This window comes from Solibacillus sp. FSL R7-0682 (genome assembly GCF_038005985.1).
Classification (GTDB): Bacteria; Bacillota; Bacilli; order Bacillales_A; family Planococcaceae; genus Solibacillus.
In genome coordinates, this window is the sequence record NZ_JBBOUI010000001.1 from 3,053,965 (window position 1) to 3,074,087 (window position 20,123).

The following is a 20,123-nucleotide window of genomic DNA, read 5'->3' on the forward strand; positions in this document are numbered from 1 at the left end:
TCCTCCTTTTAACTACGCTACTTATTGCTTATATACTTTCCGTATAAATACTATACGGGATAAGCCAATACTTATTTTCTCACTCAACAACTGTCAGAAAAAATGGTTATTCGGTTTGACTTTTTATTATTAGCTCAATAACTTTTATTCTATAAAACTGACAAGAATTCCTCCTTTATGTAGTTTTTTTATGCTTTATGTTATTGAGAAATTATTACATTTTTTATCTCATCCTAATTTAAACAAAAAGGTCTAAGTCAAATGTTGGGGTAATGTCATAATGATCCATCAATCTGCACTACCTTTTTGTTTTTTCTAAACAAGTCCGTTGATTTCCATTACGGGCGGACGCTTTCCGCGGGCACGGCTCCAACTAACTACCAACGGGATGCGTCCCGTTGGTAGTGGATTTTCCGCACGTGCTGTTCCCGCAGGAGTCTGCCGCCTTCCATTCCAATCAACTCTCTGTTAACCAAGGTGTAGATACCCCAACAAATATTATAGAACCAACAAAAAAGAAAATTCCCGACCTACAAATGTAGATCGGGATTTTAAAAAGAATTATTTAATTGGATCTTCAGCTACAACCTCAACTTCATGCCATTCAGTTGTATTTGCCCAGTTAACACTGTAATTTTTGATACGTTTGTTAACAGGAATAATTTCTGTACGGAAGTAAATAGGTACAGTTGTTGCTTGCTCAAACATGTACTCTTCCCAAGCACGGAATGCAGCTACACGATTTGCTGGATCAATCGCCTCTTTAGAGTCGATTGCAGCTAGTAAATCTTGTAACTCTGGTGTTACATAGCGGCTATAGTTAAATGCAGCAGCTTCTCCATATAAGCCCAGAGGAGATGGATTATCACCAGTACCCCACGCAGCTTGGAACATATCGATTTCTGGGTCATCCGCTTTTACTTTATCGTAGAAGCTGTTGAACTCGATTAAACGACCTGTTGTTAATTGTACATCTAAACCTACATCTTTCCAGTTTTGACGGTAGTACTCAATAATTGCTTCATCTGTATCAGTACCTGACATAGCTGCAAAGTTAATTGAGAATTTTTCACCGTTTTTATCTTCACGGATACCATCACCATCAACGTCTTTATAACCAGCTTCATCTAATAACGCTTTTGCTTTTTCTGGATCATAATTGTAACCAGCTAAAGTTTTATCATGGAATGAAGAGAACGCTGGTGGAATTAAAGATGTTGCACGAGTACGTAAGCCTTGGTAGAAGCGCTCGCCTACTTGTTCAACGTCAATTGCGTAAGCTATTGCTTGACGTAATTTTTGGTCATTCATTTTTGCATCAGGATTTGTAACGTTTACACCTTTAGTAGCATCCCATTTACCTACTTTGAAACCAATGTAAGTGTAAGCTTTTTCAGGACGTGCTAAAACAGTTAGGTTTTTTAAATCTTTTACACCGTCATATTGTGTTGTTGGGTAAGTAGAAGTTAAGTCATATTGACCTGTACGTAATGCTTCACCAACAGAAGAGTTTGGAACAACTTGTAATACGATTTTTTCTAACTTCGGTACACCTTTCCAGTAGTGTTCGTTACGAACATATTGAATTGACTCACCGTCAACTAATTTGTCTAATTTGAAAGGACCTAATGTAATTGGGTTTTTACGAACTGGATCAGAACTAATTAAATCCTTTACTGGAATATCTTTCAACTGATGTTTTGGTGCAGCAGATCCCCATAAACCGTCACCACCAGAATAAATAGCTGGTGATACTTTTGTCATCGAAATTTCTACCGTTTTGTCATCGATTTTTTTAATACCTGAGATTGTATCAGCTGTACCTGCTTTGTATTCAGCAGCTCCGATGATGTTTTGGAAATCACCGTCATAACGGATACCTGTGTAATCTGGGTGACCAATAATCTCATATGAATAAATAATGTCGTCTGCAGTTAATGGCGTACCATCAGACCACTTTACGTCATGTTGAATTGTAATTTTTACTTTGTTATTGTCAGCATCTACATCTAATTTTGCGATACCTTCATCAGTGATTAAAAAGTCACCGTCAACATCGAAAATTGAGTTAGACATGAAATCTAAAAGGTCAGCGTCATAACCATTTTCATATAACTCAGTAAGTAAAACACCTGAGAATGGAGAATCTGATGCTAAAGCGAATTTTAAAGTACCGCCTTCAATAGCGTCTCCATCGTTAGTTACTTCATCAGAAAGTGTTGGTGCTTCAGTAGTAGCCGCTCCACCTTCAGTTTTTGTTGTTTCTTCTGTACCTGGTTTTTCTCCAGTTGTTTCTGAAGAATTGTCTTCATCCTCGCTACATGCAGCAAGAACTAGCATGATTGCGAATACAGTAGAAAGTAATAACCAATACTTTTTCTTCATTGTATTTCCTCCCTTTATCCTAATCGTTGTTTTGCGTCAGCCGCACGTCGTAACGCTTGACCAACGTAATTTATACCAAGCATCATAATTAAAATAAATAATGATGCGGGTAACCATACCCACCATTTACTCGATAAAATAATCGGGTTCATGGCATAACTTACTAATGTCCCTAAACTTGGTGTTGACGGTGGTAAACCAAATCCTAAGAAAGATAATCCTGTTTCAATACCAACGTTACCTGCAAAGCTTAATGTAACCTCAACAATTAACAGTGAACTTAAGTTTGGTAATAACCCTTTAAACATAATTGCGAAATCGCTTGTCCCCATCGTTTTGGATGCACTAATATAATCTCGCCGTGCTTCAGACAGCGCTTTTGAACGCACAAGTCTGGCCGTCCCCATCCATTGGAATGCTGCAATAATTAAAATCAATTCCGTCATCCCATATTTCGGTACAATCGTTACAACTACAATGATAATCATTAAAGTTGGTAATGTAATGAAGAAGTCGATAATTCGCATAAAGAAATTATCAATAAATCCACCGTAATACCCCATAACAATCCCTAGTGCAATACCGACTCCATTGGCAATTAACGTAATGGCTATTGCAATTAAAATAGAGTTTTTTGCACCGATTACTAATTGACCTAACATATCTCGGCCAGCTTCATCAGCACCTAATATATAACCTCGAACACCTGGTTCGGTAAAGCGCTCTAATAATTGGATTTTCATAACTTGTGCTTCGTCAATGACAAAGTATGCTAAAATCATAACCGTTAACATTAATGCGACGATGCCAAACACCGAGAACAAGGCTAATTTATCTTTTTTAAACTCTCGCCAAACTACTTGAAGTCCAGTTGGTGGAGAGCTTTGAGATTCTAACTTTTCTACTGTTTGCTTATCTTTGTTATCCATAATTAAAATCACCTCTCCTTAGTCATTATTAAATTTCTTAGTCTATACGAATACGTGGATCGACAATACTTAATATAATGTCGGACAATAGACTACCTAATAATGCTAAGAAGCCATAAAGCATAACTAATGCTGTGATAACACTGTAGTCACGACTTAAAACCGAATCGATAAATAGCTTACCCATCCCCTGATATCCGAAAACAGTTTCAATAAAGATAGATCCTCCAAGAAGGCCAGTAATTGTAAATCCTAAAAAGGCTGCAATTGGTAATAAAGAGTTACGGAAAATATGGCGTGAATAAACCTTTTTCATCGGAATCCCTTTACTACGTGCTGTTTTTACATAGTCCATCGTTTTTGCATCGATAATTTCAGTACGTAAATATTGAATAATCCCAGTAGTACCTAATATTGCATATGTTATCGCTGGTAATAGTAAATGATGGAACATACTCCAATAGTACTCCCATGTCCCTTTATCAAGTGTTATATCAACTGTACCACTTGTTGGGAACCACATTAATCGGTATCCGAATATGAATACGAATATTAATGCTAATACGAATGTAGGTATTGCATAAGAGATAAAGCTATAAAGAGCAATTGTTTTATCGGCAATCGATTCTTGATAACGACCTGCAATGACCCCTAACGGTATAGCTATTGCATACACTAAAATAACACTCAGTAATGATAAAAGAAGCGTGTTCATACCACGGTCTCCAATAATATCTGCTACTGGTTTTTTAAATGTGTAACTTTGACCAAAGTCACCTTGCGCAGCATTCGCAATCCAATTGTAGTACTGTACATACCAAGGATCATTTAAGCCTGCTTTTTCACGTAATTCTTCAATAACTGATGGATCAGTTTCTGGTGTAATTAACCCTGTAAACGGATCTCCTGGCATTTGCTTCGCTAAAATGAAAATGAGAAGACTTAAAATAAACAATTGCGGAATCATTATTAAGAATCGACGAATGATTGTTTTCCACATATTATAGTCCCTCCTTTTCTGTCTCAGACATGGCAACTTTATGCGTTTCTGAAATTGATTTTAAAGGATAAACTTTACCTTCTTTATCATAATACTTATGCTGTTCTTCACGATATGTTGCTTCAACTTTTTGACGAACGATTTTACGTTCCATACGTGTTTCCGGCTCAATATCGGGAATAGCTGATAGTAAACGATTTGTATAAATATGTTGTGGATTACTGTAAATATCGCCACGTTTACCTGTTTCAACAAATCTACCTTTATACATAATAGAGATGTGGTCACACATATGACGAACAACCCCTAAGTCATGCGAGATGAATAAATAACTAATTCCGTATTGTTCTTGAATTTCCTTCATAAAGTTTAATACTTGCGCTTGTACAGATAAATCAAGCGCAGATACAGGTTCATCAGCAATAATCATTTTAGGATTACATGCAACTGCGCGTGCAATACCTAAACGTTGTTTTTGTCCACCTGAAAATTCGTGTGGATATTTTAGTAAGACGTCTTCACTCATCCCGACAATCGCAAGCAATTCATTTATACGCTTACGCTCTTCCTGTGGGGACAACCGCATAAAATTACGAATTGGCTCTGCTAAAATATCGAGTACACGCTTACGTGGATTCATACTAGAGTGTGAATCTTGGAAAATCATTTGAATATCACGATTGTATGCTGAATCTCGATTACGGCTTTGATTTGTTACGTCTTTACCTTCATAAATAATCTTTCCAGACGTAATTTTCTCTAACCCAATGATTGCTTTACCTGTCGTTGATTTCCCTGAACCTGATTCCCCTACTAAACCGTAAGTTTTTCCTTTTTCAAATTCCATTGTGACACCATCTACAGCGTACACGTGGTCCACTACTTTATTTAAGAAACCACCTCGGATAGGATAGTGAACTTTTAAATCTTGTACTTGCAAGAAACTCATTGATTTACGCTCCCTTCCTCATCCTCAAAATGGAAGTGTTCCCAGCATGTACAGCGAACTAAATGCCCTGGTCCTACCTCATGTAGCTCTGGATTTGCTTCATGTACGGAAGCATCCATCCATGGAATACGTGATGCAAATCGGCAACCTTCACGTGGTAATTTCGTTAAAGATGGTACCATCCCTTGAATAACTTCTAAACTCTCATTCTCACTATTTGTTTGAGGGATTGATTTTAATAACGATCTCGTATACGGGTGCTTTGGATTTCTGAACAGTTCAACTACTGGCGCCTCTTCAATTACTTGCCCTGCATACATTACAGCAACGCGGTCAGCAACCTCAGCAACAACACCTAAATCGTGTGTAATTAAAATAATGCCCGATTGAATTTCATCTTGTAGCGATTTTAATAAATCCAAAATTTGTGCCTGAATCGTTACGTCAAGTGCCGTTGTTGGTTCGTCCGCAATAATAATCGCAGGTTTACCAGATAAAGCGATCGCAATCATTACTCGCTGACGCATACCTCCTGATAATTGGTGAGGGAATTGCTTTGCCACTCGTGGCGAATTCGGAATACCAACTTGATCTAGTAATTCGATTACGCGTTTTTCACGTTCCTGTTTGTTTAATTTACTGTGATAAATTAAACCTTCTTCAATTTGCTCACCAATACGCATTAAAGGATTTAAAGCAGATAATGGATCTTGGAAAATAAATCCAATATCATTTCCTCGCAGCTTATTAAATTGCTCTTCCGTTAAATTCGCCAAATTTTGATTGTTATAAAGAATTTCACCTTCAACTTTTGTATTGATTGAATTGTGTAATCCGACAATCGAAGTGGCTAACGTACTTTTACCACAACCTGACTCACCAACAATTGCCAAAATTTCGTTTTTGCGAAGCGTTAATGAAACATTGTCTACAGCAGGATAAAAAGTATCTTTAATACGGAAACTCGTACGTAAATTACGAATTGTTAATAATTCATTCGTAGACACTAAAAAATCGCTCCTTTCTTATTAACATTTAGCTCATCTATACTCACTCTATTAACCTAACTAACTCTCTGTTTAATTAATATTATGTATTTGTAAATATTTAGTATTACATTATAAATTATCCATAAAATATACACAAAGTCAATAATTAAACTTTCTAACTATTCTAATTTAACATTTTATTTTAAACAATAGCAAATTATTAATTAAATTCAAATGTTCTGATAATTTATCATAAAAATTAAATATAATCCAGCACTTTTTTACTAAAAAATATTACTTCATACATAATATCGTTCATCAAAGTTTAATAAAACGAAATCATTTTAAACTTCATTTTACTAAATAATGATATTTGGCATAGGAGAATTATATAACTATAGCAAAAACGTGTAAAGTATATTTTCAATACATTCACACGTTTTTGAATTGTTTTAATATTTTTTTATTTTAAATTACCGTTTTTTAAATCATTATGCCAGTTTTTTAAGAAAGGAATTTGATTTTCTTCAATTGTCCCTGATTCTTTTGCAGCATCAATTAAATAGTCAAAATTTGTTAATGAAACATATTTAATATCCGCTTTACTAAATGCTTCCTCAGCTTTTGGTAAATTGTATGTGTAAACACAAACGACGCCTAACACTTCACAGCCAGCTGCACGCAAAGCTTCTACTGCAGTTATCGATGAACCACCCGTTGATACAATATCTTCAACTACAACGACCTTTTGACCAGCACGATACTTCCCTTCAATTTGTTTTCCTCGTCCATGTTCTTTTGCCTTTGAACGTACATAAACCATTGGTAATTCTAATATGTCGGATACCCAAGCAGCATGTGGAATACCAGCTGTTGCGGTACCAGCTACCACTTCACATTCACTAAATTTTTCTTGGATTAACGTAGCTAAACCATGAGCAAGCTGCTTACGAATTACTGGATCTGAAATAGTTAAACGTGTATCACAGTATATTGGTGATTTAACTCCAGATGCCCATGTAAATAAATCCTTTGGGTTCAATTCCACTGCTCCGACTTTTAACATTGCGTGCGCTATTTCATTTTGTAAAGACATTTTATTTTTCCTCCCATAATTCACAAACTTCTTTATATGCTTCTACTGGATTTTGTGCCCCTGTAATTGCACGACCTACAACGATTAATGAAGAACCATCCTTACGTGCTCCATTAGGTGTAGCAATCCGCTTTTGGTCGTGAGCGTCACCGCCAAGCATACGGATTCCTGGTGTAACGCGTAAGAAATGTTCACCGCACACTTCACGAATTGCCTGTGCTTCATGAACAGAACATACAACTCCATTTAAACCAGACTGTTTTGTTAGCTGTGCATAATGTAATACCGATTCATTTAATGTTAAATTAATTTTCTGCTCTTTTTGCATTTGTTGTTCCGTTGTCGAAGTTAATTGGGTAACAGCTATTAATGCTGCGCGCTGTTTACCTGCTGCAGTTCCAGCTTCTAGTCCTTCCAATGCGCCTTCCATCATGGGACGACCACCCGCAGCATGCACATTTACTAAATCAACGCCTAATCGTGCTAGGCCCTTCATTGCAGACTTCACCGTATTTGGGATATCGTGTAATTTTAAATCCAAAAAAATATCATGCCCTAGATCTTTTACTTTACGTACAATATCCGGACCTTCCTGTAAGTATAATTCCATCCCGATTTTTACAAATAAAGGCTCGTTAAATTTAGATAAAAATGAAAATACATCTTGTTCATTTGAAAAATCCAAAGCAATAATTGGTTTGCTGTTATTCATATTAGCGATGGCTCCTTCCGATTAATTCCGATATATGGTCAACATTTAAAGAATCAAGCTTTGCTGGTAGTTCTTCAATAATCGTTGGGCATACGAAATGATCAACAAAATTTGCTGTACCTACTGCAACTGCTGATGCTCCAGCTGACATAAAATCAATGACGTCCTGTGCACATGTTACGCCACCCATCCCAATAATCGGAATATTGACAGCCTTATACACTTCATACACCATACGAATGGCAACAGGTTTTACAGCCGGACCAGACAGACCACCCGTACCATTCGCAATTACTGGCTTCCCTGTACGCTCATCTAGACGCATGCCGACAAGCGTATTAATCATCGTAATACCATCTGCGCCACCCTTTTCAACTGCTTTAGCAATATCCACGATGTTCGTTACATTTGGAGATAACTTGACATAGACAGGTACAGTGGAAACAGTCTTTACAGCTCGGGTTAATTCCATTGCAGTCGATGGATCCGTACCAAATTGAATGCCCCCGCATTTCACATTTGGGCATGAAATATTTAATTCTAACGCCTTCACGTTCGATGCTTTTGAAATCCGTTCTGCCACTTCTACATAATCCGCCACTTCCGTCCCCGCAACATTTGCAATGATCGGCACATCATAGCCTTGTAAAAATTTTAGCTCCTCAGCTAACACTTGCTCGATACCCGGGTTTTGTAAACCGATTGCATTTAACATTCCTGCAGAAGTTTCCGCTACACGTGGTGTTGGATTTCCTTTACGTGGCTCAACTGTTGTCGCCTTAATCATAATGGCACCAAGCTTGGATAAATCATACAGCTGTGCGTACTCACGTCCAAAGCCAAAGCAGCCTGACGCAGGCATAATTGGATTTTTTAATGATAACCCTGGTAAATCTACTGTTAAACGGCTCATAATGCGACAACTCCTTTCGGGAATACCGGCCCATCTGAGCACACTTTCACATAATTTTTTTCATATTGATCTGTAGTGTCACATACACATGCGAAGCACGCACCAATTCCGCAGCCCATTCGCTCTTCAAACGAAAGGTATCCTTCTTTTTCTGGATAGTATTGCTCTAGTGCACGTAACATCGGCAGTGGTCCACATGAATAAAATACATCAAACTCTGGCCTTATTTCATCAAATACAGTTGTAACAAAGCCTTTCGTCCCCTTCGTTCCATCTACTGTTGCATAGTACGTAGCGCCTAATTTATTAAACTGTTCCTCATAAAAGCATACATCTTCAGATTGGAAGCCTAGTACGTGAATCGTTTTCACACCACGTTCGTTTAATTGCTTTGATAATTCATGAAGTGGCGGTACACCGATACCTCCTCCTACAAGGAGTGCAGTTTGGCCTGGCTTCATTGCTTCTAAAGGGAATCCATTTCCTAGTGGCCCTAATACATCCACCACTTGCCCTTCACGATTAGTCGCAAGAAATTTTGTTCCGCGCCCTTCCGCACGATAAATCATGGTAAATTCATTGTTTTCCTTGTCTACATTAGCAATACTAATTGGACGACGTAATAATGGCTCGAACGTATCTGACACTTTTACATGAACAAACTGGCCAGGCATCATGTCCTGAACCAGTTGTCCTTGAAGTGTCAATTCGAAAATGTTCGTAGCAATTTGCTGTTGTCGTACGACGCTCATTTTCTCTTGACGAATCATTTAATGTACTACCTCCGCTTTCGGCATTTCTTCTGCTGTAAACGTCATCGATTCAATAACTCGAAGCATTGCTTCAGCTGTATCCAGTGACGTTAAGCAAGGAACACCATTTTCTACAGACTCACGACGAATTCTGAAGCCATCACGAGCTGGTTGCTTGCCTTTTGTTAATGTATTGACAATCAGTTGAGCTTCACCATTTTGAATCATGTCCACTAATGTTTTACCTTTACCACCGATTTTTTCTACAACGTCCGCTTTAATACCATTATTTTCAAATAATTTCGCTGTACCTTCTGTTGCGACGATGCGGTAGCCCACCGTTGAGAAGCGTTTTGCTAATGAAACAGCCTCTTCTTTATCCTTGTCAGATACTGTAAACAAAACAGTGCCATGCGTTTTTATTTCCATGCCTGCTGCAACAAAGCCTTTATATAATGCTTTTTCATACGTAGCATCTTTCCCCATTACTTCCCCTGTAGACTTCATTTCAGGACCTAATGTAATATCTACACGACGTAACTTAGCAAAAGAGAATACCGGCACTTTCACAAACACGCCTGGTTTTTCTGAAGCTAACCCTGTCGGATAGCCTTGAGATGGAATTGATTGACCTAAAATTGCCTTCGTCGCAATATTTGCCATCGGGATATTTGTAATTTTACTTAAGAATGGTACTGTACGAGATGAACGAGGGTTTACTTCAATTACGTAAATTTCCCCTTTACTCATTACATATTGGATATTCATTAAGCCAACAATACCAAGGCCTTTTGCAAGACGCGTCGTATAATCAACTAATGTTTCTTTTTGTGCATCCGTTAATTTTTGTGGTGGATATACAGAGATTGAGTCACCAGAGTGAACCCCCGCTCGTTCAACGTGCTCCATAATACCAGGGATTAACACATTTTCACCATCACAAATTGCGTCTACTTCAATTTCTTGACCTGTTAAATAACGGTCTACCAATACCGGATGATCTGGAGATGCTTCTACTGCATTTGCCATGTAGTGTGCAAGTTCTTCCATGTTATATACGATTTCCATTGCTCGACCACCCAGAACGTAAGATGGACGAACTAACACTGGGAAGCCCAGTTTTTCAGCGATTTTTAATGCACCTTCTGCTGAAGTTGCTGTGTCACCTGGTGGTTGCGGAATGTCTAGTTGCTTTAATGCCTGCTCGAATTTATCACGGTTTTCAGCACGGTCAATATCTTCTAATGATGTACCTAAAATTTTCACACCATTTGCTTCTAGCTTATCTGCTAAGTTAATTGCTGTTTGTCCACCAAACTGTACAACAACGCCCTCTGGTTGCTCAAGATCAATAATATGCATTACGTCCTCGATTGTTAATGGCTCGAAGTATAATTTATCAGAAATCGAGAAGTCCGTTGAAACTGTTTCAGGGTTTGAGTTAATAATAATTGCTTCATAGCCTGCTTCTTGAATAGCCCATACTGAGTGAACAGTTGCATAGTCAAATTCTACCCCTTGACCGATACGAATTGGTCCCGAACCAAGTACAACTACAGATGGCTTATCTGTTTTAATTGATTCATTCTCTTCTTCGTATGTGCCGTAGAAGTATGGTGTTTGTGAATCAAATTCTGCCGCACATGTATCGACCATTTTATATACTGGAATAATTCCTTGCTCTTTACGGAATGTATATATTTCTTGCTCTGTTGTATTCCACAGCTGTGCGATTTTTTTATCTGCAAATCCTAGACGTTTTGCTGTACGCAATACATCTTTGTTATGCTTGTTTGCTTCTAATGTACTTTCCATATTCACGATTTTCTTCAATTTATTTAAGAAGAATAAATCAATCGCAGACCACTCATGGATTTTTTCAATTGTTACCCCACGACGTAGTGCCTCTCCAATGAAGAATAAACGCTCATCTCCAGCCTTTTTAATACGCTTTTCAATCCATGAATCCGTTAACTCCTCTGCATTTTTCATTTCGATATGCACATGCCCTGTTTCTAATGAACGAACTGCTTTAAGTAGCGCTTCTTCAAATGTACGCCCTAGTGCCATAACCTCACCAGTTGCCTTCATTTGCGTTCCTAAATTACGTTTAGCAGATTCGAACTTATCAAATGGCCAACGTGGAATTTTCGCTACAATGTAATCAAGGGCTGGCTCGAAACAAGCAAATGTTGACCCTGTAACTGGGTTTTTAATTTCATCTAATGTAAGACCTACTGCAATTTTCGCTGCTAGCTTTGCAATTGGATAACCTGTTGCTTTTGAAGCAAGGGCGGACGAACGTGATACACGTGGATTTACTTCAATAACATAGTATTGGAAGCTGTTTGGATCAAGTGCTAACTGTACATTACAGCCACCTTCAATTTTTAACGCACGGATAATATCAAGTGAGATATTACGTAGCATTTGGTTTTCACGGTCTGATAATGTTTGCGTTGGCGCAACTACAATTGAGTCACCTGTATGAATCCCAACTGGGTCAAAGTTTTCCATGTTACAAACTACGATGGCGTTATCCGCCGCGTCACGCATTACTTCATACTCAATCTCTTTAAAACCTGCGATTGATTTTTCAAGTAAGCATTGTGTTACAGGAGAATATTTTAAACCGGACGTTACGATTTCTTGTAAGTCTTGATCGTTGTAGCAAATACCGCCACCAGTTCCACCAAGTGTGAACGCTGGACGTACGATTACTGGGTAACCGATTTTTGCAACGAACGCCTTCGCTTCCTCCATATTGTGAATAATATCTGATTCAGGAACTGGTGCACCTAATTCATACATTAAATTACGGAATAAATCACGGTCTTCTGCTTTATGAATAGCATCTAGTTTTGTACCTAAAATCTCGATACCTAACTCGTCTAATATACCTGACTCATCAAGCTCAATCGCCATGTTTAAACCTGTTTGACCACCTAAAGTTGAAAGAATCGCATCCGGGCGCTCTTTACGTAAAATACGTGATACGAATTCTAAACTAATTGGCTCGATGTATACTTTATCTGCGATTTCTGTATCCGTCATAATTGTTGCTGGGTTTGAGTTGATTAAAATTACGCGGTACCCTTCTTCTTTTAATGAAAGACACGCTTGTGTACCTGCGTAGTCAAACTCTGCTGCTTGACCGATGACGATTGGACCTGATCCGATTACTAAAATTGTGTTTATATCTGTACGTTTAGGCATGTTGATTCTCCTTCGCTGCTTCGTTTTCCATCATTTCAATGAATTCATCAAATAAGTGATTTGAATCTTCTGGACCCGGTGAAGCCTCTGGGTGATATTGAACTGTGAAGATTGGATAGTTCTTATGGCGAACACCTTCACAAGTACCGTCATTCAGTGCGATATGAGTTAATTCAAGATCCGTCTCTTTTAATGACTCGATATCAATTGCATAGCCATGGTTTTGAGAAGTTAAATCTGTACGACCTGTTCGCAAATCTTTTACAGGATGGTTACCGCCACGGTGTCCGAATGGTAATTTGAAGCTTTTCGCACCACATGCTAAAGAGAATAATTGGTGACCTAAGCAAATGCCGAACATTGGCACTTTTCCGATTAATCCTTTAATTGTTTCAATACCTTCCGTTACCTCTTCTGGGTTACCAGGACCATTAGAAAGCATAATACCATCTGGGTGCATCGCTAAAATTTGCTCTGCTGTTGTATTGTAAGGAACAACTATTACATCACAGTCACGCTTGTTCAGCTCACGTAAAATCCCGTGCTTCATTCCAAAATCGAGTAATACGACGCGTTTCCCACGACCTGGTGATGGATATGCTGCTTTTGGTGATACTTCACGCACGTGGTGAGTAATGTAAGGTGTATTTTGTAATTCTTCTACGATTTTTTCTACGTCCACCTCTACGTTAGCTTCTGTTAAGATTGCTCGCACTGCACCTTTTGCTCGAATAATGCGCGTTAATTTACGCGTATCAATCCCTTCAATGCCCGGGATATTTTGAGAAGTTAAATAAGCATCTAATGTCATATCTGAACGCCAGTTAGATGGTTGATCTGCTAATTCACGTACGACGAATCCACGGATTGCCGGTGTTATTGATTCAAAGTCATCACGGTTAATGCCGTAATTCCCGATTAATGGATATGTTAATGTTACGATTTGTCCGTAGAAAGAAGGATCAGATAATGTTTCTTGATAACCTGTCATTCCTGTTGTAAATACTACCTCACCTTGTGAAGCTTGTTCACTACCAAATGCAGTACCCGTAAATACTGTACCGTCTTCTAAAATTAAGTAACGTGTTTTCATTATTCTGCCTCCTGATATGCAATGTTACCTTCGCAAATAGTCATTACTGGCCAACCTTTTGCTACCCAGCCATCAAAAGGTGTGTTTCGACCTTTTGATACAAACCCTTGTGCATCTATTGCTTGTTCTTTCTCTAAATCGATTAATACTAAATCTGCAGAAGCACCGACTTCTAGTGTCCCATATGGTAAGTCAAAAATTTGAGCAGCCTTAACACTCATCCAGTCTACTAATTGCTTTAATGTCCATTTTTCCGTCTCAACAAAGTTTGTATAAAGTAATGGGAAAGCCGTTTCAAAGCCTACAATACCGAATGGTGCGCCAACCATACCACAGCATTTTTCTTCTACTGTATGTGGTGCATGGTCTGTTGCGATACAATCAATCGTGCCATCAAGTAGTGCCGCGTGTAAGGAATCTTTATCGTCTGCTGCACGTAATGGAGGATTCATTTTCCAATTTGCATCATCTGAAGGAATATCCATTTCTTCAAGTAATAAATGGTGTGGGCAAACTTCTGCTGTAACTTTTATGCCTGCTGCTTTGGCGTCGCGTACCGCACGCACAGATTCCTTCGTTGAGACGTGGCATACGTGATAGCGAGCACCCGCTGCCTCAGCTAGTAAAACATCTCGTGCAATTTGTACGGACTCGCAAACTGAAGGAATTCCTGGTAATCCAAGTTCCTTGTTACGCTTCCCTTCATGCATAACCCCATCATAAATTAGTGAGTTATCTTCACAATGTGCCACAACCACAGCGTTTAGTTTTGCTGCTTGCTGCATTTGCTCATACATTGTTGAAGCTAGTTGAATCCCAACTCCATCATCAGAGAATGCAACCGCACCATGCGCCTTTAATTCTTCCATATTTGTTCGTACTTCACCGGAAATGTCCTTCGTTAATGATCCATATGGTAATACACGAATGACTGCGCTGTCCTTAATTAAACCGTTAATTAACTTCATATTTTCAATTGAATCAGGAACCGGTTTTGTATTCGGCATGGCACAAATCGTTGTGAAGCCACCTTTTGCAGCAGATGCTGTACCCGTTGCAATTGTTTCCTTATGCTCAAAACCCGGCTCGCGTAAATGCGTATGTACATCTATGAACCCTGGTGCAACAAAGTGTCCTTTTCCATCAATTATTGTTGCGTGCTCTGGCACTTCGCCACCAATTGAAGCAATTTTCCCATCGACTATTATAATAGAAGAAAGTACTAATTCCCCTTGTTCATTTAGAAGCTTTATGTTTTGAATAGCTGTTGTCATTTATTCTCTTCCTTTCAAAATCGTCTCTACAATGGCCATACGAATGAACACACCATTTCGTACTTGCTCAAAAATTCGTGATCGCCTGCATTCAACTAATTCATCTGCAATTTCAACATCGCGATTAACTGGTGCGGGATGCATAATAATCGCACCCTCTTTCATGCGTTTCTCACGTTCCGCTGTTAACCCGTATTCCTCATGATAACTATCTTTTGAGAAATTTTTGCTTACGGAATGTCGCTCATGCTGAATACGTAATAACATAATGACATCACTATCTTCTAGTACTTCATCCCATGAATGTGCTGCTTCAAAATCGCCTGCCCAAGCTGGCGGACATAAAAATCGAATGTTTGCTCCTAAACGTTGTAATGCAGATGCATTAGATTTGGCAACACGGCTATGAGAAATATCGCCAACGATTGTAATATTAAGCCCTTCAAATTCCCCGAATTCTTTTCGGATAGTATAAAGATCTAGCAAGCTTTGAGAAGGATGTTGCCCTGCACCATCGCCGGCATTTATGACTGCGCAGTTAATCCCCTCTAATAGCTCGTTGTAATATTCATCCTCTTTATCTCGAATGATGACTGCATCAATACCAATCATTTCAAGTGTCTTTACCGTGTCATACATTGTTTCGCCCTTTGTCGTACTCGAAAATCCAGCATCAAATGGGATTACATTACATCCAACCCGACGTTCAGCCATTTCAAAGCTTGTCTTTGTACGTGTACTTGGTTCAAAAAATAAGTTTGCTACATTGTATGAGCGTGTTAAATTTGGTTTCATCCCGTTTTCAAAATCATGTGCTCGGTTTAAAATAGCCACTATTTCTTCATTCGATAAATGTTCCATCGACAATAAATTTTTCATGCTCGCGCCTCCGATTAGAAATCGCCTCTTTATTTTGAATTGCTCGTATTTTATTTACTTCCATTATATTTTGAATATTTCTTTTACACTTTGCAGTACCAGCTATCTGCATGACTTTTTTGCATTAAAAAGCCCCACTTTTTGGAAAGTGAGGCTTACAAGGATATGACAGGCTAAAGGTAGGCAAAATGCGCTATCTTTAAACTGATTCATTCCCCTTGCCTGCCTCTCGGACAGTCTTAAAAGGTACGTATTATTCTGTTTCGTAAATATCTTTTTCTACTTTTTCACGACCTGGAAGGATTAAGTTTAAAAGTACCCCGATGATTGATGCTAACGCCATTCCTTCTATCGCGAAGTTGTCAGTTACACGTAGCGCAGCACCGCCAATTCCGATAACTAAGATGACTGATGCAATCACCATGTTTCGGTTATTTCCGAAATCAACGTTATTTTCTACTAACATTCGCAAACCACTTGATGCGATTATACCGAATAGTAAAATCGAAATTCCGCCCAACACCGCTGTTGGAATTGTTTCAATTAATGCCATTAACTGACCTGAGAACGAAACGATAATGGCGATGATCGATGCACCTAATATTACGTAAACTGAGTAAACTCGTGTAATCGCAAGTACACCAATATTTTCACCGTATGTTGTTTTTGGTGGTCCACCAAGTAACGCTGAAGCAAATGTTCCTAAGCCGTCACCTAAAATCGAGCGGTGTAAACCTGGGTCCTTCACATAGTTACGATTTACTACTTTCCCTAATACTAACTGGTGACCAATATGTTCTGAGATCGTTACGATCACAATCGGAACCATACCAACTACGATCGCCCATGTAAAGTTTAAATCATAATCTACACCTGGAATTAAAAACTCTGGTAGTGCAAAAAATTTCGCCTCTTTAACTGCTGTGAAGTCAACAATTCCAACAATTACCGAATAAATATACCCTACGATAATTCCGAGTAAGATTGGCATCGCACTTAATATATTTTTAAAGAATACTGTGAAGACAATGGCAGCAGCTAACGTAACCATTGCGGCAGAGAAGTGACGTCCGCTATATTCCCCATTCACATTCATTGCCATATCTACTGCGACACCTGATAATCCTAACCCGATTACAATAATTACTGGCGCAACGACGATTGGCGGTAAAATATTCATCAACCATTGATAGCCCGTTTTCCAAATAATTAAAGCAACGATCGCATATACAAGACCGACTAGCATTGCCCCCATCATGGCATTCCCTGGGTTAATTGCTACACCTGCTTTAGACATTCCAGCTACCAAAATGATTGGAGAGATGAAGGCAAATGAAGAACCTAAATAAGCTGGTACTTTAAACTGCGTTACAAGTAAGAAAATAATTGTCGCGATTCCACTTGTTAATAATGCAATTGCTGGGCTTAACCCTACTAATTTTGGTACTAAAATTGTTGACCCAAACATCGCAAACATATGCTGAAAGCTGAAAGTAATCAACTGGCCGACACTTGGCTTGTCATTAATATCTAACACAGCTTTTGAAGACATTTTTATTTCCTCTTTTCTCAATATTCTTTTACGAACTTTTTTAATCTTCTTTAACAATCTTTACTACGTCTTGTCCATCTACTTCTTCCAAGTTGACTACAATTCGTTCGTGACCCGCTGTCGGAATATTTTTTCCAACATAATCTGCTCGGATCGGTAGCTCTCGATGCCCACGATCAACAAGGACAGCTAATTGTATTTGTGAAGGTCTTCCTAAGTCCATTACAGCATCAAGTGCCGCACGAACTGTTCTACCTGTATAAAGGACATCATCAATAAGTACAATTTTTTGATTATTTACCTGATATTCTATATCTACTTGCTGTACTTGGGCTTGATCATCAACTTGCTTTGTTGATAAATCGTCGCGGTAAAGTGTAATATCTAATTCACCTGCTCGAATGGCTTTCCCTTCGATTGCTTCAATTCTTTCTGCGATACGTTTTGCTAGAAAAGCACCGCGCGTTTTAATTCCAACTAATATCACTTCATCAATCCCTTTATTGCGCTCGATAATTTCGTGTGCAATGCGTGTAACGGCACGATTCAAGCTTGGACCATCTAGTAATACCGAAGTGTGCTGCATGTTTATTCTCCTCTCATTAAATTTTTACTATGTTCACGGAAAATGCTTTTAGGCCAATAAAAAACCCTCTAGAATTTGCTAGAGGGTTGAAAAAGTCCATGTTTAAATTGCATTTAGGCATAGATTTATACAAAAATCTCCCTAAAGCTTCACATAATCCCTTCTCAGCCTCTCTGGACTGTCATTAAAGGTGAACAATATTTAAGTGTAATCGTGACTACTCACTTGCTCTCGTCAAGTTCTTTCATTCACTGTTGTCAGTATATGCTTCTTTTATTTCGATGTCAACAACAGTACGAGAGGTCAGACAACGTATTTAAAATGTTTTAAAAGTAGGAATTATCAGTTATTTCAATATAATAAAAACGCCATTCAAACCGAAGTTCAAATGACGAATTTTGAGCAATTAATTTCGTAGTGCCTCTAAAACTTCCACAAAGTCTGCAGGAAGTGGCGCTTCAAATTCTAAATACTCTTTTGTTACTGGGTGAATAAAACCTAACACACCTGCATGTAATACTTGTCCATCAAAGTCTATTGTCTTTTTTGGTCCGTATTTTGGATCACCAGCTAATGGATAGCCAATGTAATTCATATGCACGCGAATTTGGTGTGTGCGACCTGTTTCTAAACGACATTCTACTAATGTAAAATCACCAAATCGTTCTACTACTTGGAAATGGGTTACCGCATGTTTTCCGTTATCTACAACGGCTTGTTTTTGACGATCTTTTTGATCACGTCCAATTGGTGCATCAATTGTCCCTTTTTCATGGGCAATATGACCATGTACAAGGGCAGTGTATTTACGTGTTACAGATTTTTCGACTAATTGATTAACTAAACTTTCATGAGCAACGTCATTTTTAGCGACCATAAGTAAACCTGACGTATCTTTATCAATTCGATGTACAATACCTGGACGTGCTACACCATTAATACCTGATAAGTCTTTACAATGGAACATTAAACCGTTTACTAAAGTACCTGTTGTATGTCCAGGAGCAGGGTGTACAACCATACCACGTGGCTTATTCACAACTAATACGTCCGCATCTTCATAAACAATTTCTAAGTTTAAGTCTTCTGGAATGATTTCTAGTTCCTCTACTTCATCAGGAACGTTAATTTCAATCACGTCCCCTTGCTTTACTTTATATTTCGCTTTTACACCTGCACCATTTACTGTAATGCGGCTTTCGTCCAGCCAATTGCTAATTTGTGAGCGTGACCACGTGCTTTCCATTAATGAAAGTGCCTTGTCAATTCGTTCACCCGCAAATTCCTCTATTGTTATTGTGACTACTGTCATTTTTTCACCTTTTTCTTTCCTGCTTTTTCATCTAAAATGATCGTAATAAAGAGCATTACTACAGCAATTGTTAATGCTGCATCCGCAATATTGAAAATCGGGAAGTCATAGTTAATAATTGGAATATATACATCCACAAAATCAACTACTTCTCCACGGAATAATCGGTCAATAAAGTTCCCGAGAGCACCACCTAAAAGTAGCATTAAGCTAATTTGAAATAGTGGTTTGCCTTTTGCTTCTGTATGATAAAAATATAAAATGGCGATAATAACTGCGACCGTGACAATTGTAAATAACCACATTTGTCCTTCTAACATGCCCCAAGCAGCGCCTCGATTACGATGTGATAAAATGCCAAACCAAGGGTCCCATACGCTAATACGTTCCCCTAATTCCATATTTTTAACGATCAGCCATTTTGTCCATTGGTCAAGAATGACTGCAAATAATGCCAACCCATAATATTTATACACAGCTAATCCT

Annotated in this window: 17 protein-coding genes; all 17 read right to left on the reverse strand. The window is 38.4% G+C overall.

Annotated elements, in window-relative coordinates:
• Positions 1–561 precede the first annotated feature (561 nt).
• The 17 genes from MKZ17_RS15500 to lspA all read right to left on the reverse strand — a co-directional run bounded on the left by MKZ17_RS15500 (position 562) and on the right by lspA (position 20,113).
• A complete protein-coding gene (locus tag MKZ17_RS15500) occupies positions 562–2,385 on the reverse strand; it encodes an oligopeptide ABC transporter substrate-binding protein (protein WP_340724631.1) in 1,824 nt (607 codons plus the stop codon).
• A 14-nt stretch (positions 2,386–2,399) separates the two neighbouring features.
• On the reverse strand, positions 2,400–3,314 hold the full coding sequence (locus MKZ17_RS15505) for an ABC transporter permease (protein WP_340724632.1): 915 nt from the start codon (positions 3,312–3,314) through the stop codon (positions 2,400–2,402).
• Between the two features lie 37 nt (positions 3,315–3,351).
• Positions 3,352–4,314 carry an oligopeptide ABC transporter permease gene (opp4B, locus tag MKZ17_RS15510; RefSeq protein WP_340724633.1) on the reverse strand — a complete coding sequence of 321 codons (963 nt, stop codon included), beginning with the start codon at positions 4,312–4,314 and terminating at the stop codon, positions 3,352–3,354.
• Position 4,315: 1 nt separating this feature from the next.
• On the reverse strand, positions 4,316–5,263 hold the full coding sequence (locus MKZ17_RS15515) for an ATP-binding cassette domain-containing protein (RefSeq protein ID WP_340724634.1): 948 nt from the start codon (positions 5,261–5,263) through the stop codon (positions 4,316–4,318).
• The gene (locus MKZ17_RS15520) at positions 5,260–6,270 is read right to left on the reverse strand and encodes an ABC transporter ATP-binding protein (protein ID WP_340724635.1); all 1,011 of its coding nucleotides are present in this window, start codon (positions 6,268–6,270) and stop codon (positions 5,260–5,262) included. The genes MKZ17_RS15515 and MKZ17_RS15520 overlap by 4 nt, the downstream gene beginning before the upstream one ends.
• Before the next feature lie 445 nt (positions 6,271–6,715).
• Positions 6,716–7,348 (reverse strand): orotate phosphoribosyltransferase, encoded by a 633-nt coding sequence (pyrE, locus tag MKZ17_RS15525; protein WP_340724636.1) that lies wholly within the window; start codon positions 7,346–7,348, stop codon positions 6,716–6,718.
• 1 nt (position 7,349) lies between these two features.
• A complete protein-coding gene (gene pyrF / locus MKZ17_RS15530; protein ID WP_340724637.1) occupies positions 7,350–8,060 on the reverse strand; it encodes an orotidine-5'-phosphate decarboxylase in 711 nt (236 codons plus the stop codon).
• 1 nt (position 8,061) lies between these two features.
• Positions 8,062–8,973, reverse strand: a complete 912-nt coding sequence (locus MKZ17_RS15535; RefSeq protein WP_340724638.1) for a dihydroorotate dehydrogenase — start codon at positions 8,971–8,973, stop codon at positions 8,062–8,064.
• A complete protein-coding gene (locus MKZ17_RS15540) occupies positions 8,970–9,743 on the reverse strand; it encodes a dihydroorotate dehydrogenase electron transfer subunit (RefSeq protein WP_340724639.1) in 774 nt (257 codons plus the stop codon). The genes MKZ17_RS15535 and MKZ17_RS15540 overlap by 4 nt, the downstream gene beginning before the upstream one ends.
• Positions 9,744–12,941 (reverse strand): carbamoyl-phosphate synthase large subunit, encoded by a 3,198-nt coding sequence (gene carB / locus MKZ17_RS15545; RefSeq protein ID WP_340724640.1) that lies wholly within the window; start codon positions 12,939–12,941, stop codon positions 9,744–9,746.
• Complete coding sequence (locus MKZ17_RS15550; protein ID WP_340724641.1) at positions 12,934–14,034, reverse strand: carbamoyl phosphate synthase small subunit; 1,101 nt, start codon at positions 14,032–14,034, stop codon at positions 12,934–12,936. The genes carB and MKZ17_RS15550 overlap by 8 nt, the downstream gene beginning before the upstream one ends.
• A complete protein-coding gene (locus MKZ17_RS15555) occupies positions 14,034–15,308 on the reverse strand; it encodes a dihydroorotase (RefSeq protein ID WP_340724642.1) in 1,275 nt (424 codons plus the stop codon). The genes MKZ17_RS15550 and MKZ17_RS15555 overlap by 1 nt, the downstream gene beginning before the upstream one ends.
• On the reverse strand, positions 15,309–16,187 hold the full coding sequence (locus MKZ17_RS15560) for an aspartate carbamoyltransferase catalytic subunit (protein ID WP_340724643.1): 879 nt from the start codon (positions 16,185–16,187) through the stop codon (positions 15,309–15,311).
• Positions 16,188–16,440: 253 nt separating this feature from the next.
• Positions 16,441–17,739 (reverse strand): solute carrier family 23 protein, encoded by a 1,299-nt coding sequence (locus MKZ17_RS15565; protein ID WP_340724644.1) that lies wholly within the window; start codon positions 17,737–17,739, stop codon positions 16,441–16,443.
• A gap of 40 nt (positions 17,740–17,779) precedes the next feature.
• Positions 17,780–18,325 (reverse strand): bifunctional pyr operon transcriptional regulator/uracil phosphoribosyltransferase PyrR, encoded by a 546-nt coding sequence (gene pyrR, locus MKZ17_RS15570; RefSeq protein WP_340724645.1) that lies wholly within the window; start codon positions 18,323–18,325, stop codon positions 17,780–17,782.
• 406 nt (positions 18,326–18,731) lie between these two features.
• Positions 18,732–19,637: an RluA family pseudouridine synthase gene (locus MKZ17_RS15575; protein ID WP_340724646.1), complete on the reverse strand. Its 906-nt coding sequence runs from the start codon at positions 19,635–19,637 to the stop codon at positions 18,732–18,734.
• Positions 19,634–20,113 (reverse strand): signal peptidase II, encoded by a 480-nt coding sequence (lspA, locus tag MKZ17_RS15580; protein ID WP_340724647.1) that lies wholly within the window; start codon positions 20,111–20,113, stop codon positions 19,634–19,636. Before lspA ends, MKZ17_RS15575 begins: the two co-directional genes overlap by 4 nt.
• Between the last annotated feature and the right edge of the window lie 10 nt (positions 20,114–20,123).